Source organism: Yersinia nurmii, from assembly GCF_001112925.1.
GTDB lineage: Bacteria > Pseudomonadota > Gammaproteobacteria > Enterobacterales > Enterobacteriaceae > Yersinia > Yersinia nurmii.
In genome coordinates this window covers 69,209-84,714 of record NZ_CPYD01000003.1, presented here as the reverse complement: position 1 = coordinate 84,714, position 15,506 = coordinate 69,209, and the positions used below count along the sequence as shown (strand labels likewise).

Here is a 15,506-nt window from a genome sequence, read left to right as displayed (position 1 = left end):
TGCGACGGATTTAGCTTACAAGGGTTACCGAATTGAGCTCCGAGGTTTTAAGTAACGTTGATACGCCGATAAAAACGTATGGTTTCCCTCCCACGACGTGTACAACGATTTATTCGGTTGCCAAACTACCAGAAGTGCTGAGATAATTTTCCGTCTGATCTCGCACTATCGCTTATGAGGTTTCAGTTTAGGTCCCGCCGCTGGTGTGATTGGCGGGGCGGGTTATCATTAACGAATAGTCTTAGTAATACCAAAAACATGGCAGAGAAACGCAATATCTTTCTGGTTGGGCCTATGGGTGCCGGCAAAAGCACTATTGGTCGTCAGTTAGCTCAGCAACTCAATATGGAGTTCTTCGACTCCGATCAAGAAATTGAGCGACGTACCGGAGCTGACGTGGGCTGGGTATTCGACGTGGAAGGTGAAGAAGGTTTCCGCGATCGCGAAGAAAAAGTTATTAATGAACTAACGGAAAAACAGGGCATTGTTCTGGCGACCGGTGGTGGTTCTGTGAAGTCTAAGGAAACCCGTAACCGTTTGTCAGCCCGTGGCGTTGTGGTGTACCTAGAAACCACGATCGAGAAGCAATTGGCTCGTACTCAACGCGACAAAAAACGTCCGTTGTTACAGGTTGATGCGCCTCCACGTGAAGTGCTTGAAGCACTGGCAAAAGAACGTAATCCGCTGTACGAAGAAATTGCAGATGTCACCATCCGCACCGACGATCAAAGCGCGAAAGTTGTTGCTAACCAGATCATCAACATGCTGGAAAGCAATTGATTTTAGCTTTCTACTTATGCCTTCGGGTGTCAGTTAAGTTACGTTAAGAAGGTCACTGAGCGCGACATGGAGAAGATTACTGTCACGTTAGGGGAGCGTAGCTACCCTATTACGATAGCCGCAGGATTGTTTAACGATCCGGCCTCTTTTAAACCGCTGAAGGCGGGTGATCAGGTAATGCTGGTTACCAACCAAACGCTGGCTCCTCTCTATCTGGATTCTATCCGGGCAGTGCTGGAGGAAGGCGGTATTCGAGTTGATCAGGTGATTCTGCCTGACGGCGAGCAGTATAAATCTCTCAGCGTTCTGGAGCAGGTATTTTCTGCCCTTCTGGAAAAACCGCACGGTCGTGATACTACGCTTATTGCTTTAGGCGGTGGTGTAGTAGGCGACCTGACCGGTTTTGCCGCTGCCTGTTATCAGCGTGGCGTCCGCTTTATTCAAGTCCCTACCACACTTCTCTCTCAGGTGGACTCATCTGTGGGCGGAAAAACTGCGGTTAATCACCCGTTAGGCAAAAACATGATCGGAGCGTTTTACCAACCCGCTTCGGTAATTGTTGATCTCGACTGCCTGAAAACTTTGCCATCTCGTGAGCTTGCTTCCGGTCTGGCCGAAGTGATCAAATATGGCATCATTCTCGATTCCGAATTCTTTGTTTGGCTGGAAAACAACATCGACGCGTTGCTGGCGCTGGATATGGATGCGCTGGGTTACTGCATCCGCCGCTGCTGCGAGCTGAAAGCCGAAGTGGTTGCTGCCGATGAGCGAGAAGAGAATGGGCTGCGTGCGTTACTCAATTTAGGTCATACCTATGGCCATGCTATCGAAGCCGAAATGGGCTACGGAGTGTGGTTGCACGGCGAAGCCGTTGCCGCAGGTATGGTTATGGCTGCGGAAACCGCCCGATTAATCGGCCAGTTCTCTGCCAGTGATATTGAACGAATTAAACGACTGTTGGTCCGTGCCGGTTTACCGGTCAGCGGCCCGCAGGAGATGACACCAGAATCTTATCTGCCGCACATGATGCGCGATAAAAAAGTATTGGCGGGTGAACTCCGGCTGGTACTGCCTACTGCTATTGGTAAATCAGAGGTACGCGGCGGTATCTCTCACGAGATAGTCCTTGCTTCTATTGCCGAGTGTCTGGCAGGGTAAATGGCATAAGTATTATGATGTTGTATGCTATAAACATCATATTCTTCGCAAAGGTCCGTTCTGGTCTCTTTGTTGTCAGTCAACTTAATCTGCCGGACCGTCGCTGTATGCAACGGTAGGCTTTTGCCTCGAGTTGGAGGGTTTAGATGGATGAGTTAAAACCGGAAGACGATCTGAAGCCTGATACCAGCGATCGCCGCCCTACGCGTTCGCGCAAGACTTCGAACGGCCCAAAAATTGCTCTCTCACGCCAGCATTTGATGATTGGTATCGGTATTTTGGTGTTGCTGTTGATCATCATTGCTATCGGTTCCGCGTTAAAAGCGCCAACGCAGCATGAAGCTTCTCAGCAGAACCCTAACGTTGCGGCCAGAGATATCAATCTTTCTGATTCTTCTTCACTGACCAACGGCAGTGGTGCTCAGCCGAGTACGGCGAGCAACAGCAGCGATGGTCATGACGGCAACGGCGTACAGAATAGCGGCCAGCCGCAAGAGTTGACGGCTCCGCCGGTTTCATCCACCCCGACTGAAGCACAGCCAATGGCTAATGGTAATGCGCCAACCCAGCGCGTTGATTTACCGGGAAACATGTCTGATGCACTGTCTCAGCAGCAGGGGCAGGTGGATTCGGTTTCACAGAATATGAATGGCGCAGTGACATCCACGTTGCCAACAGCACCGGCTACCGTATCTTCTTCAAAAGAGATCAAAACGCCGGCAGTACGTGATAACACCACGCGTCCCGCGCAGAAAACTGCCGCTAAACCTGTGGCCAATGCGCATAAAAATACCTCAGCAGCGGGTACTGGTAGTACAGCGGCCAAAAATACTGCGACAACAGCCAGCAGCGGTGGAGCATTGAAGAACGCGCCAGGTAGCCACTTTACCTTACAGTTAAGTAGTGCCTCTCGTTCCGATACGCTGAATGCCTATGCGAAACAGCAAAAACTAACTCACTATCAGGTTTACGAAACTAAACGTGATGGTAAGCCTTGGTACGTGTTGGTCAGTGGAAATTATGCTACTTCAGCGGAAGCGAAGAAGGCGATTTCGAGCTTGCCAGCCGACGTTCAGGCGAAAAAACCGTGGGTCAAACCTGTGCACCAAGTGCAGCAAGACCTGAAAAAATAAATCATTTTTATTTGTGCGCTGATGTGCTGTCTGAAACAGAGTACAATCTGCGGCTCTGAATTATTAAGTAGCTAACTGACGGCATGAAGAAAAACCGCGCTTTTTTAAAATGGGCTGGTGGGAAATATCCGCTGGTTGATGACATTCGACGCCATCTGCCAGCGGGAGACTGCTTGATTGAGCCATTCGTAGGTGCGGGTTCAGTGTTTTTGAACACTGAGTATGAATCGTATATTTTGGCCGATATCAACAGCGACCTAATCAACCTCTACAACATAGTGAAGTTACGCACGGATGATTTTGTGCGCGACTCTCGTCTTTTATTTACTGATGAGTACAACAATTCCGATCAGTTTTACCTTATTCGGCAAGAGTTTAACGCCTGTGAAGATCCTTACCGGCGCGCATTGTTGTTCCTCTATCTGAATCGTCATTGTTATAACGGTCTGTGTCGTTATAATTTGAGCGGTGAGTTCAACGTACCTTTCGGGCGTTACAAAAAACCGTATTTCCCTGAGGCCGAGTTGTATTGGTTCGCGGAAAAATCTAAAAATGCGGTTTTTGTCTGCGAGCACTATCAGGAAACCTTGCTAAAAGCAGCTTCCGGCTCCGTTGTTTATTGCGATCCGCCTTACGCGCCGCTATCTGCAACGGCGAACTTTACGGCGTATCACACCAATAACTTTGGCATTGCAGATCAAAAAAATCTGGCTCGTCTGGCTTATCAGCTTTCATCTGAAAACCGGATTCCAGTGCTTATTTCTAATCACGATACTGAATTGACGCGGGATTGGTATCATCAGGCGTCATTGCATGTGGTGAAAGCGCGCCGCACTATCAGCCGTAATATTCTTGGTCGTAGCAAAGTGAACGAGCTTTTGGCGCTGTACAGCTAAGTGGGATTTCCCGCCTGGTAAGGATACAAACCCTCGTGCTTCACGAAGCCTATGTGCGCTTTGTGGGGCCGATAAAAAGTTTGGAGAAGCGGATGAAAAAGTTTTTGATTGCCCCGTCCATTCTGTCGGCAGATTTTGCCCGGTTAGGTGAAGATACCGCGAAGGTGATTGCTGCGGGCGCTGATGTGGTTCATTTCGACGTGATGGATAACCATTACGTTCCCAATCTGACGATGGGTCCCATGGTGTGCCAGGCGCTGCGTGATTATGGTATTACCGCGCCGATCGACGTACATCTGATGGTTAAGCCTGTCGATCGCATCGTTCCTGATTTTGCTAAAGCTGGTGCCAGCTATATCTCTTTCCATCCTGAAGCCAGCGAACACATCGATCGCACTCTGCAATTGATTAAAGACCACGGCTGTAAGGCGGGTTTGGTATTTAACCCTGCAACGCCTTTGAGCTACCTCGATTATGTCATGGATAAACTGGATGTGATTTTGCTGATGTCCGTTAACCCAGGCTTCGGCGGTCAGTCGTTTATTCCCGAAACCTTGAACAAATTGCGTCAAGTGCGCCAACGTATCGATGCCAGCGGTTATGACATTCGTCTGGAAGTCGATGGCGGTGTGAAGGTCGATAATATTCGTGAAATCGCCGCTGCCGGTGCAGATATGTTTGTTGCCGGTTCGGCTATTTTTGGTGAATCTGATTACGCTGCGGTGATTGACGCAATGCGCAGCGAGCTGGCGATGGCTGCTCATGACTGAATTTAACTCTATCCGCGGGCTGGCTTTTGATCTTGACGGCACCTTGGTTGACAGTGCGCCGGGCTTGGCCAGTGCGATGGATATGGCATTAGAGCATCAGGGGTTGCCTAAAGCAGGTTTGGAGCGAGTTTCCACCTGGATAGGCAACGGTGCCGACGTTTTAGTTGAGCGCGCGCTGCGCTGGGCTGGCGTAGAGCCTCAGGGTGAGATTTGCCAGCGCACTCGCGTACTCTTTGATGGTTACTACGCGCAGACAGTAGAACGCGGTAGCCAGCTGTTTCCTCAGGTAAAAGACACTTTGGCGCAATTAGCCGCCTCCGGTCGGCCTATGGGGTTGATTACCAACAAACCGACGCCGTTTGTCGCACCGCTGCTGGCTTCTTTAGGTATCGCAGATTATTTCTCCCTGGTTATTGGTGGGGATGATGTTGTCGAGAAGAAACCTCACCCGGCTCCGCTGTATCTGATGCTGGGAAAACTGGGTTTGCGCGCCAGCGAACTGCTGTTTGTCGGAGATTCCCGCAATGACATTATGGCCGCGCAGGCCGCCGGTTGCCCTTGCGTAGGGCTGACCTACGGATATAACTATGGCGAATCTATTACCACGAGTCATCCCGATCGTGTTTTAACGCACTTTGCCGATCTGTTGCCCACAATTGGGCTGTCATCTTTAAAAAATCAGGAAGCGTAAAATGAGTAAACCCATTGTATTTAGCGGCGCTCAGCCGTCCGGTGAACTGACCATTGGCAACTACATGGGTGCTCTGCGTCAGTGGGTACAGATGCAGGATGACTATGATTGCATTTATTGCATCGTGGATCTGCATGCCATTACAGCCCGTCAGGACGCGACTTTACTGAGAAAAAGAACGCTGGATACGCTGGCGCTGTATCTGGCCTGCGGTATCGATCCGCAAAAAAGTACTATTTTTGTTCAGTCTCACGTACCCGAGCACACTCAACTGGGCTGGGCGCTGAACTGCTATACCTATTTCGGCGAACTGAGCCGCATGACTCAGTTTAAAGACAAGTCACTGCGCCATGCGGACAATATCAACGCCGGTTTGTTTGACTATCCGGTGCTCATGGCGGCGGATATCCTGCTGTACCAAACCAATCAGGTGCCGGTCGGTGAAGATCAGAAACAACATCTGGAATTAAGCCGCGATATCGCCGGTCGTTTCAACGCGATTTATGGTGACATCTTCAAGATTCCTGAGCCTTTTATTCCTAAAGCCGGCGCGCGAGTGATGTCTTTGCAAGATCCGACCAAGAAAATGTCTAAATCAGACGATAACCGCAATAACGTTATCGAACTGCTGGAAGACACCAAATCTGTGGTTAAGAAAATCAAACGCGCGATGACCGATTCCGATGAACCGGCGGTAATTCGCTATGACGTGAAGGAAAAAGCAGGGGTTTCCAATCTGCTGGATATTCTGTCTGGCGTGACCGGCCAGTCTATTTCTGAGCTGGAAGCACAGTTTGAAGGCCAAATGTACGGTCACTTGAAAGGTGCGGTGGCAGAAGCGGTCTCTGGCATGCTGAGCGAGCTTCAGGCGCGTTATCATAAGTATCGCAATGATGAGGCCTACCTTCAGTCAGTCATGCGTGACGGCGCTGCTAAAGCGCGTGCGCGTGCGCAAGAGACGTTGGCGAAAGTGTACGAAGCCATTGGTTTTGTCGCTCATCCGTAAGCGGTAACGATTCAAGAGCGTTTCCTCACTGAATCGCATCAATAAGAAAAGGGACGATAAGCTCGTCCCTTTTTTATGGTCAATTCTTATCGCTATCGGGATTAACCGACTTGTTCAGCCTGTTTCTGCTGCATATTTTGGTTGGTTTGCTCTTGGGATGAAAACCAGTTCAGTTTTTCCCGTAGACTGACCACGCTACCGACAATAATCAGGCTTGGACTGCTAACCTGCTGAGATAGCAGCGCTAATTGACTGAGCTCCCCACTGACTACACGCTGACGACGCGAGGTTCCGTTTTCAACCAGAGCGACTGGTGTTTCGCTGCTCATGCCGTGGCGAATCAACTGCTGCTGTATTTCACCCGCTTGCGATAACCCCATATAAAACACCAGTGTTTGCTTCTCTGCCGCCAGATTATCCCAATCCAACTGACCGTCGGTTTTGGCATGACCGGTGACCAAACGTACACTCTGAGCATGATCCCGATGAGTCAGAGGAATACCGCTGTAGGCTGAACAGCCGGATGCGGCAGTAATGCCCGGAACCACCGAGAAAGGAATGCCGCTGCCGGACAGGGTTTCCAGCTCTTCGCCGCCGCGACCAAAGATAAAGGGATCGCCGCCTTTCAGCCGCACCACACGTTTACCTTGCTGCGCTTGTTCCAGCAGGATCTGATTGATTTGCTCCTGTGGTACGCAGTGATGTCCGGCGCGTTTACCAACAAAAATACGCTCGGCGTCACGGCGTACCAGATTCATCACTTCATCGGAAACCAGCCGATCATAAATCACTACATCGGCCTGTTGGATTTGCTGCAAACCTTTCAGCGTCAGTAAACCAGCGTCGCCTGGGCCTGCGCCGACCAGAATCACTTCGCCGCGATCTTCTAATGGCGTGCTAAAGAGTTGCTCCACTAATTGATTAGCCTGAGTTTGGTCGTCATTGGCCAGAGACTGTGCCAACCGGTCGTGAGACAGCAGTTTTTCCCAGAAACGACGGCGGGCGGTCATAGCGGAGAACTGCCGTTTGACTCGCAGACGCAGATTCCCAGCTAAACGAGCGAGCTGGCCGAGATGCTGTGGCAGCATGGCTTCCAGTTTTTCACGCAGCAGGCGCGCCAGAACCGGTGCTTTACCGCCGGAGGAGATTGCAACCATGATCGGCGAGCGGTCGATGATCGACGGCATGATAAAGCTGGCGCGTTTAGGATCGTCCACCACGTTACAGAAAATTCGTTGCTGATTGGCGCTTTGATATACCAGCGCATTGACCTCAACCCGATCGGTGGCAGCAATCACTAGCCACTTTTCTGCCAATAATTCTGGGGCAAATTCCCCATGCACCAGCGTTACCCGGTTTTGTTCCGCCCACAGGTGAAACTGAGGTGAAAACTCACAGGCGTTGACGGTTAGCCTTGCGCCAGCGTCCAGCAGGAGGCGCGCTTTGCGTTCGGCAATATCGCCACCGCCGACCAGCAGGCAGTCTTTGTGGTGCAGTTGGCAGAAAATCGGTAGGTAATCCATCAGCAATCCTTCATTCTGTGGCGGCATATGCCAGCCCCGAAGCAGGGCTGGCAGTCGCAATTATGACTTGGCGGTTTGTGGCGCAGTGGCGCTAGCCGCAGCCGGACGCTGATCTTTCGGCGTAGCGTACCAGTAACCCAGACCCATAAAGACCGCACCGGACAGAGTGTTACCTAGAGTGACCCACAGCAGGTTGTGGCCGATGCCGCTCATGGTGTAAGCCTCGCTGTGATTACCAAACCAAGACAGAGCAAACAGAGTCATGTTGGCGACGGAGTGCTCGTAGCCTGAAGCGATAAAGGCCAGCAAACACCACCAGATAGCGATGAATTTGGCTGCGCCTTCGACGCGAATTGCCATCCAGATTGCCAGACAAACCAGCCAGTTACACAGTACGCCTTTGAAGAATAAGGTCATGGCCGGGGCGGTGGTTTTAGCCAATGCTGCGGCGTGAACCAGACTGGTATCTACCGGTAATAGGCTACCGCCAGCGTAGTAATACAGCAGAGCGACAAATACTGAGCCCAGCAGATTACCTAGCCATGTTTGTGGCAATACACTCCACATCTGGCTGGATTTGATGGTGCCGGCTTTGACGCCGAGGGTCAGGAACATGGTGTGACCGGTGAACAGCTCTGAACCAGCGATAATGACTAATGTCAGCGCTAGGCCAAAGGTTGCACCCATGACTAAAGGGCGCAGCGCCGGATCGACCAGGTTGCCTAAGGTGAAAATCAAAATGATGGCTAGCCCAACGTAGGCGCCCGCCATTGCCGAGCTAATCCAAAAGCCCAGCGGGCTTTCTTTTGCCAGTTTTGCGATGCGCTCTGCATTCGCGGCACATTTATTCAAAGTATCTGCGTACATAGTTGATTCCAAAAATAAAAATAATTCTTTTAATCGTCGGCGACGCGATAATATTTACCGTGTCGCCGCATCAGATCGCTTAAGCTTTCACCTGCACCATGCCGTCGCGTACTCGAACGTCAAAGTGACGTACAGAGCGGCTTTCATCTTCTAAACAGAAGCCGTCATGTAGACGAAAATGCTGTTTTTTCAATGGGCTGGCGACCCACAGGTCACCTTGATGTTCGGCTATCAATCCGCGAGACAGCACGCTAGCTTCGGCAAAAGGATCGATGTTACTGATGGCAAAAACCTGCTCATCTTCGTAAGGGCGAAATATCGCCACCTGTTCTTCCCCAACCAGCGCACAGACGCCGGTGCCGGTTAAAATGACCTCTAATGGACATACAGTGATCCACTGGCTCATTAGTTATTCTCCAATTCAAGTATCCGCACCGGAATGCGTTCATCAGGGCGGGCAGGGCGGTGTTGTTCACGCTCACTCACCACCTGAATATTCGGGTCGCGTAATGGACTATTGATAAAGTGGGCGAAACGGACCTGGGCCGCTGGGTTTTCCACGGTGGCTTTCCACTCGCAGATGACGGCTTCGCGCAGACGGGCAATATCGGCCTCTAACTGATCGTTAATGCCGAGTTTGTCGTCAATAATCACTGAACGCAGATAGTCGATGCCGCCTTCCAGACTCTCCAGCCACACCGAGGTGCGTTGCAGTTTGTCGGCGGTGCGGATGTAGAACATCATAAAGCGGTCGAGATAACGCATCAGCGTGGCTTCGTCCAGATCGGCGGCCAGCAGGTCGGCGTGGCGCGGTTTCATGCCACCGTTGCCGCACACATACAGGTTCCAGCCGTTTTCCGTTGCAATGATACCGACGTCTTTCCCCTGCGCTTCAGCACACTCACGGGTACAGCCAGAAACGCCGAACTTCATCTTGTGCGGGGTTCGAATGCCTTTATAGCGATGCTCCAGCTTTACGCCGAAGCCTACGCTGTCACCGACGCCAAAGCGGCACCAAGTGCTACCCACGCAGGTTTTTGCCATACGTAAGGCTTTGGCATAGGCGTGGCCGGTTTCGAAGCCAGCGTCGATTAACTTGGCCCAAATTGCCGGTAAATCGTCTTTCTGTGCACCGAACAGGCCAATACGCTGTGAACCCGTAATTTTGGTATACAGGTTATATTCCCGTCCGATATTCCCGATAGCGACCAGACCTTCTGGAGTGATTTCCCCGCCGGCGGAACGTGGAATGATTGAGTAAGTCCCGTCTTTTTGGATATTGCCGAGGAAGTTGTCGTTGGTGTCTTGCAGCGGGGTTAATTCAGGCTGCAACACATAATCGTTCCAGCAAGATGCCAACAGCGAGCCAACGGTCGGTTTACACACTTCACACCCGTAGCCTTTACCGTATTTGCTCAGCAGCTCGCTAAAGGATTTAATCCCTTCTACGCGAATCAGGTGATAAAGCTCCTGACGGGAATAAGTGAAGTGTTCACACAGATGGTGATTAACTTCGATCCCTTGCTTACTCAGTTCAGCATTAAGTACCTGAGTGACCAGTGGGATACAACCGCCGCAGCCGGTACCGGCTTTGGTCGCCGACTTGATAGCTGCCACGGTATGGCAACCATTATTGACTGCCTGAATAATATCGCCTTTGGTGACGTCGAAGCAGGAGCAGATCTGAGCCGTTTCCGGCAGAGAGTCTACGCCGATAGCCGGTTTACTGCCTGCGTGAGCCGGTAAAATCAGGCTGTCTGGGTTTTCCGGCAAAGTGATTTTGTTCAGCGCCAACTGCAACAGGTTGCCGTAATCGCTGGTATCACCCACTAGCACCGCGCCCAGCAGGGTTTTGTTGTCTTTGCTGACTACCAGACGTTTGTAGATTTCTTTACTTTCATCCAGATACACATAGCTGCGAGCGCCTTCGGTGCGGCCATGAGCATCACCGATGCCGCCGACGTCTACGCCCAACAGTTTCAGCTTGGCGCTCATATCCGCGCCTTGGAAGGCATTATCCCGACCTAGCAGGTGGTCGACGGCAACCTGCGCCATTTTATAGCCCGGAGCAACCAGACCGAAGGTTCGCTCCTGCCATGATGCGCATTCACCGATGGCGTAAACATCTGGATCAGAGGTCTGGCAGTAATCGTTGATGGCAATCCCACCGCGGCGCGCCGTAGCCAGACCGCACTGGTGAGCGAGTTTATCCTGCGGGCGAATACCAGTAGAGAAGACGATAAAGTCCACTTCCAGCGAGGTGCCGTCGGCAAAAACCATCGTTTTACGGCTTTCGGTGCCGCTATGTACGATTTCCTGAGTGTTTTTACCGGTATGGACTCGAACGCCCATGCGTTCAATTTTTTGCCGCAGTTGGTCCCCACCCATAGGATCAAGCTGCTCGGCCATTAATACTGGGGCAAATTCAATTACATGAGTTTCTACACCCAGATTTTTCAGAGCCCCTGCGGCTTCCAGGCCCAGCAAACCACCGCCGACCACGGCACCGCGCTTACTGCGGCGGGTACAGGCTTCGATGGCATTCAGGTCTTCAATCGTACGGTAGACGAAACAATCCTGACCTTCGCTGCCTTTAATCGGTGGAATCCACGGATAAGAGCCGGTGGCCATGATCAGTTTGTCGTAATAGAGAGTGCGACCGCTGTTGGAGTGGATCACTTTCTCTTTACGATTAATAGTGATAGCCCGTTCGCCTACTAATACCTTGATACCGTGTTTCTCATAAAATCCTTCCCGCACCAGAGAAAGCTCTTCAGCGGTATGGTGAGAAAAATAGGAGGAGAGATGAACTCGATCGTAAGCGATGCGAGGCTCTTCGCAGAATACAGTGATGTCGAATGCGTCTTTGTCTGCTTTATCGAGTAGATCTTCAATAAAGCGATGGCCGACCATCCCGTTGCCGATGACGGCAAGTTTGACTTTGCTCATTTTTGCCTCAATTTTTAGTTTTCTACGCTTACCTTAATCTCCCGGCTATTGCGCTTATTGATGTAAATCAATTTGCCCCTCATATACCTCTAAGGTGGTAGTTTGATGATTTATAACGTTTTTTGATAAGTTGCGGATTTCATTCATCTTTAGCTGAATGGTGTCAGTTCTGTGGTTTTTTACCTTAAATAAATAAAAGGCAACGTGGGGAAGCGAGTTAGGTAAGCTAAAGGAAAGCGATATTTTTTACCGCCAAAGCGGTTAGATCAGCAGGGGGAATGATGGTTGGGAAGAAGGTGCGAATGATCCACAGTGTGCGGCGCGTCGATCGCCCCGGTTTATGGCAGTTTAACCTGTCGCAGGGCAAAATTATCGGCATGGATGAGCAGCTCACTCAACCGCCTTCCGGCGATGAGGTACTGGATGGGGAGGGCGGGCTGATTTTGCCACCTTTTATTGAGCCACACATTCATTTAGATACCACGCAAACGGCGGGAGAGCCGGCGTGGAATCAGTCCGGCACGCTGTTTGAAGGCATAGAGCGCTGGGCAGAGCGCAAGGCGTTGTTGACTCACGAGGATGTCAAACAGCGTGCCTGGCAAACGCTGAAATGGCAGATAGCCAACGGTATTCAGCATGTCCGAACCCACGTGGACGTTTCCGATCCCAGCCTGACGGCGCTAAAAGCTATGCTGGAGGTGAAGCAAGAAGTGAGCCCGTGGGTCGATATGCAAATCGTGGCTTTTCCGCAGGAAGGGATTTTGTCTTATCCCGATGGGGAAGCCTTGTTGGAAGAAGCATTGCGTTTGGGAGCCGATGTGGTGGGTGCGATTCCACATTTCGAATTCACCCGCGAATACGGCGTGGAATCTTTGCATAAGACCTTCGCACTGGCGCAGAAATATCAGCGGCTGGTGGATGTACACTGTGATGAAATTGATGATGAACAGTCGCGGTTTGTGGAAACCGTCGCCGCGCTGGCTCATAAAGAAGGGATGGGCGCTCGGGTCACTGCCAGCCACACCACCGCTATGCATTCCTATAATGGCGCTTATACCTCGCGTTTATTCCGACTATTAAAGCGGTCCGGCATTAATTTTGTTGCTAATCCGTTGGTCAATATCCATCTGCAAGGTCGTTTTGATACCTACCCTAAGCGGCGGGGGATTACGCGCGTTAAAGAGATGCTGGAATCAGAGATTAATGTCTGTTTCGGCCATGACGATGTTTTTGATCCTTGGTATCCGCTAGGCACTGCCAATATGTTGCAAGTGCTACATATGGGGCTGCATATTTGCCAGCTAATGGGCTACGGGCAAATTAATGACGGGCTGAATCTAATTACTCACAATAGTGCCAGAACGTTGAATTTAAGTGGCTACGGTTTAGCCATTGGGTATCAGGCTAATCTGATCATTCTTCCAGCTGAAAATGGGTTTGAAGCGGTCAGGCGGCAAGTGCCGGTGCGCTATTCTCTGCGCGCGGGGAAAATTATTGCGCAGACGCTGCCAGCGCAAAGTCGGATATATTTAGGGAATGAAGAACTTATTGATTTTCGTCGCGAGAAATAAAACCGCCCTCCCACGGTGCTGGCTGGGAAGGCGGTAATAATGGTGACTATTTTATGATGAGGGTAATGTGTTTATTACCGACCGTTAGTGAGTCACATGGCCGTGGCTACGGTGCTTGGTAAAGAAGCCCAAGGCCAGACACATCACAAACACTGCCAGATACAGGCCGTTAGCCGTTGCCAGCGCTGCGTGAACGCCTTTCTCTGCCACAATAGGCCCGGTTACCACGAAGGTCAGCATGGTTCCCACGGTGCCGCAGGTCAGGATAAAGTTAACCAGTTTCGGTGAGGAAACTTTGGTTTGCAGTGAGCCAAGAGTAATCAGGGTGGTGTAAATCGCGCTGGAAACAAAGCCCAGAGTCAGAATGTAGTAGCTCAGGTACTCTGGGCTTTCGGCAGACACAAACATGTACATGGCACCGGTAGCCAGTGCGGCCAGTACGGTAACGATACGTTGCAGGTCAAAGAAGCGCAGGATAAAGCTGAATACCCACATCCCGATCATGTAAGAGATCCAGAAGTTACTGACCAGTTGACCAGCCTGACCGATGTCCATGCCGAAGGTTTTGGTCGCGTATTCCGGAACCCACTGGATAAAGCCGAGCTGACCCAGGATGTAGCACAGAGCCGCAATCGCCAGAAACAAAACGCCGATGCCCCATTTTTCTTTCGCTACGGGTTTGCCCGCGTCGGTCGCTTTGTGGCCCAGAACCGGGAATTCGGAGAACAGAGTCAGCACAAAGATAGCCAGGTACAACAGACCAATACAGGCATAAACCCAATACCATTCAACGCTACGAGCTAACAGCATCGCCGCGACTACCGGGAAAATCATCCCTGCCATACTAAAGAAGGAGTCGGTAAACAGCAGGCGTGAACCGCGCTGACGGCCTTCGTACATATGGGTTACCAGGAAGGTACCAATAGACATGGTAATACCGCTAACCACCCCGAGAATAAACATACTCGCGGAGAATATCATCAGGCTATGGCCAACCATCAAGCCAGCGATGGCAATCAGCATCAGAATAAAGCCGAAGATAAGTTGACGTTTCAGCGGGATAATTTCCATCAGCCAGGCGTTCAGGAAGATAGAGATTAGAATGCCGGCGTTAAGAAAGGTAAAAGTGTTACTCATGCTGGCAATTGGCAGATTGAAATAATCTGCGATGTTGCCCATCACCATCCCAGTGACGATAACTAACGCACCAGTCAGCGCGTAAGAAAAGTAACTGATCCATGTGAGCCGAATACGATTACTGTTGTTCATAGATAGGGCCTGCGTGTCAGTAATAAAAGACGAGTTAGGATTAACTGGCATAGGGCTAAAACGGAACCAAATCGGTTTTCAGCGCTAAGGCGGCGAATCCTAGCACAGGCATGGCTCATTTTTGTGACTTGTATCTGAATTTTAGTGCAATACATGAAAATTAGTGATGAAAAATGGCGAGTCATCACAAATAAAATGCGTTAATAACCGCCAAATGGGCTTATTTCCAGTAAGCTCTCGCCTTTATTATGGCTCGAGTCAGCGCTATCTTCAGTGCGGGAAATATCAGGGTTGGAATGCTCTGAGGTCATGAAATCGATATTTTATTATTCATCCGGATAAAGGGATTTTTTTGGTGAAGGGATTTACACCCTTGGGCAGCGCGTACCGTTGAGCCGGACAGGTTATCAGCGACAGCGTTTTTCTGCCTGGTTGGGGATATTCGCAATATTAATGTTGTTTATAGCACCGATGGTGTCTATAACGCTGGCCGCTGCTCAAAACGCGGATTCAGCCGCGCGGCTACCGAACATCGACACCGATGACTCGGCCATGTCTGATTATCATGCACCTCCATCCCACTCTCATCATGCTTCGGTATCGATGGAGGCAATGAATCATTCCGACATTATGATGCCGATGTCGAATCATGCGCCGATGATGAACCATGCGGCCTGTGATTATTGCTTGCTGCTGATCCATCTGCCGTTACTGAATGCGACGGATAAACCTGATATTCGCAGCGTTACTTTATTGGCCGCAACGTTGCCGGTTTTGTTTATTTCAGAACCTATTATCACCAAAGACGTTTATTCCGAATTACAGCCACGCGCTCCGCCAGCTTTTTATTCCTGATAGTGAAAACAACAAAATAACCACTCTTATGGTATGGA

The 15,506-nt window shown here is 50.7% G+C and carries 14 protein-coding genes; 9 read left to right on the top strand and 5 right to left on the bottom strand.

Annotated elements, in window-relative coordinates; translation table 11 throughout:
• Nucleotides 1–258 precede the first annotated feature (258 nt).
• From aroK to trpS, 7 genes are all read left to right on the top strand, one after another.
• Nucleotides 259–780, top strand: a complete 522-nt coding sequence (aroK, locus tag AD970_RS05215) for a shikimate kinase AroK (RefSeq protein ID WP_004718471.1) — start codon at nucleotides 259–261, stop codon at nucleotides 778–780.
• Nucleotides 781–846: 66 nt separating this feature from the next.
• Entirely contained in the window at nucleotides 847–1,938 is a 1,092-nt protein-coding gene (gene aroB, locus AD970_RS05210) for a 3-dehydroquinate synthase (RefSeq protein WP_049597265.1), read from the top strand.
• A gap of 146 nt (nucleotides 1,939–2,084) precedes the next feature.
• On the top strand, nucleotides 2,085–3,071 hold the full coding sequence (locus AD970_RS05205; protein ID WP_049597264.1) for an SPOR domain-containing protein: 987 nt from the start codon (nucleotides 2,085–2,087) through the stop codon (nucleotides 3,069–3,071).
• Between the two features lie 83 nt (nucleotides 3,072–3,154).
• The gene (gene dam, locus AD970_RS05200) at nucleotides 3,155–3,967 is read left to right on the top strand and encodes an adenine-specific DNA-methyltransferase (protein ID WP_049597263.1); all 813 of its coding nucleotides are present in this window, start codon (nucleotides 3,155–3,157) and stop codon (nucleotides 3,965–3,967) included.
• A 92-nt stretch (nucleotides 3,968–4,059) separates the two neighbouring features.
• On the top strand, nucleotides 4,060–4,737 hold the full coding sequence (gene rpe, locus AD970_RS05195) for a ribulose-phosphate 3-epimerase (protein ID WP_049597262.1): 678 nt from the start codon (nucleotides 4,060–4,062) through the stop codon (nucleotides 4,735–4,737).
• Nucleotides 4,730–5,428, top strand: a complete 699-nt coding sequence (locus AD970_RS05190; RefSeq protein ID WP_049597261.1) for a phosphoglycolate phosphatase — start codon at nucleotides 4,730–4,732, stop codon at nucleotides 5,426–5,428. Before rpe ends, AD970_RS05190 begins: the two co-directional genes overlap by 8 nt.
• 1 nt (nucleotide 5,429) lies before the next feature.
• A complete protein-coding gene (gene trpS / locus AD970_RS05185) occupies nucleotides 5,430–6,434 on the top strand; it encodes a tryptophan--tRNA ligase (protein WP_049597260.1) in 1,005 nt (334 codons plus the stop codon).
• A gap of 101 nt (nucleotides 6,435–6,535) precedes the next feature.
• On the opposite strand, the gene cysG is transcribed toward trpS, so the two are convergent.
• The 4 genes from cysG to nirB all read right to left on the bottom strand — a co-directional run bounded on the left by cysG (nucleotide 6,536) and on the right by nirB (nucleotide 11,773).
• Nucleotides 6,536–7,957, bottom strand: coding sequence for a siroheme synthase CysG (gene cysG / locus AD970_RS05180; RefSeq protein WP_049597459.1), 1,422 nt, complete (start codon nucleotides 7,955–7,957; stop codon nucleotides 6,536–6,538).
• Between the two features lie 60 nt (nucleotides 7,958–8,017).
• Nucleotides 8,018–8,824 (bottom strand): nitrite transporter NirC, encoded by an 807-nt coding sequence (nirC, locus tag AD970_RS05175; RefSeq protein WP_049597259.1) that lies wholly within the window; start codon nucleotides 8,822–8,824, stop codon nucleotides 8,018–8,020.
• 79 nt (nucleotides 8,825–8,903) lie between these two features.
• Complete coding sequence (gene nirD / locus AD970_RS05170; protein WP_049597258.1) at nucleotides 8,904–9,230, bottom strand: nitrite reductase small subunit NirD; 327 nt, start codon at nucleotides 9,228–9,230, stop codon at nucleotides 8,904–8,906.
• Nucleotides 9,230–11,773, bottom strand: coding sequence for a nitrite reductase large subunit NirB (nirB, locus tag AD970_RS05165; protein ID WP_049597257.1), 2,544 nt, complete (start codon nucleotides 11,771–11,773; stop codon nucleotides 9,230–9,232). The genes nirD and nirB overlap by 1 nt, the downstream gene beginning before the upstream one ends.
• 281 nt (nucleotides 11,774–12,054) lie before the next feature.
• Between nirB and AD970_RS05160 the strand changes: the two genes are divergently transcribed.
• The gene (locus AD970_RS05160) at nucleotides 12,055–13,344 is read left to right on the top strand and encodes a cytosine deaminase (protein ID WP_049597256.1); all 1,290 of its coding nucleotides are present in this window, start codon (nucleotides 12,055–12,057) and stop codon (nucleotides 13,342–13,344) included.
• Nucleotides 13,345–13,428: 84 nt separating this feature from the next.
• Here the strand turns inward: AD970_RS05160 and tsgA are convergent, their stop codons facing one another.
• Nucleotides 13,429–14,613, bottom strand: coding sequence for an MFS transporter TsgA (gene tsgA / locus AD970_RS05155; protein ID WP_049597255.1), 1,185 nt, complete (start codon nucleotides 14,611–14,613; stop codon nucleotides 13,429–13,431).
• A 453-nt stretch (nucleotides 14,614–15,066) separates the two neighbouring features.
• On the opposite strand from tsgA, the gene AD970_RS05150 reads away from it, so the two are divergent.
• Complete coding sequence (locus AD970_RS05150) at nucleotides 15,067–15,468, top strand: DUF2946 family protein (protein WP_049597254.1); 402 nt, start codon at nucleotides 15,067–15,069, stop codon at nucleotides 15,466–15,468.
• Nucleotides 15,469–15,506 lie beyond the last annotated feature (38 nt).

Coding starts and splice junctions, on each gene's coding strand:
- rpe (WP_049597262.1), top strand. CDS start 4,060: ATGAAAAAGTTTTTGATTGCCCCGTCCATTCTGTCGGCAGATTTTGCC.
- aroK (WP_004718471.1), top strand. CDS start 259: ATGGCAGAGAAACGCAATATCTTTCTGGTTGGGCCTATGGGTGCCGGC.
- aroB (WP_049597265.1), top strand. CDS start 847: ATGGAGAAGATTACTGTCACGTTAGGGGAGCGTAGCTACCCTATTACG.
- trpS (WP_049597260.1), top strand. CDS start 5,430: ATGAGTAAACCCATTGTATTTAGCGGCGCTCAGCCGTCCGGTGAACTG.
- cysG (WP_049597459.1), bottom strand. CDS start 7,957: ATGGATTACCTACCGATTTTCTGCCAACTGCACCACAAAGACTGCCTG.
- tsgA (WP_049597255.1), bottom strand. CDS start 14,613: ATGAACAACAGTAATCGTATTCGGCTCACATGGATCAGTTACTTTTCT.
- AD970_RS05190 (WP_049597261.1), top strand. CDS start 4,730: ATGACTGAATTTAACTCTATCCGCGGGCTGGCTTTTGATCTTGACGGC.
- dam (WP_049597263.1), top strand. CDS start 3,155: ATGAAGAAAAACCGCGCTTTTTTAAAATGGGCTGGTGGGAAATATCCG.
- AD970_RS05160 (WP_049597256.1), top strand. CDS start 12,055: ATGGTTGGGAAGAAGGTGCGAATGATCCACAGTGTGCGGCGCGTCGAT.
- nirD (WP_049597258.1), bottom strand. CDS start 9,230: ATGAGCCAGTGGATCACTGTATGTCCATTAGAGGTCATTTTAACCGGC.
- AD970_RS05205 (WP_049597264.1), top strand. CDS start 2,085: ATGGATGAGTTAAAACCGGAAGACGATCTGAAGCCTGATACCAGCGAT.
- nirB (WP_049597257.1), bottom strand. CDS start 11,773: ATGAGCAAAGTCAAACTTGCCGTCATCGGCAACGGGATGGTCGGCCAT.
- AD970_RS05150 (WP_049597254.1), top strand. CDS start 15,067: ATGTTGTTTATAGCACCGATGGTGTCTATAACGCTGGCCGCTGCTCAA.
- nirC (WP_049597259.1), bottom strand. CDS start 8,824: ATGTACGCAGATACTTTGAATAAATGTGCCGCGAATGCAGAGCGCATC.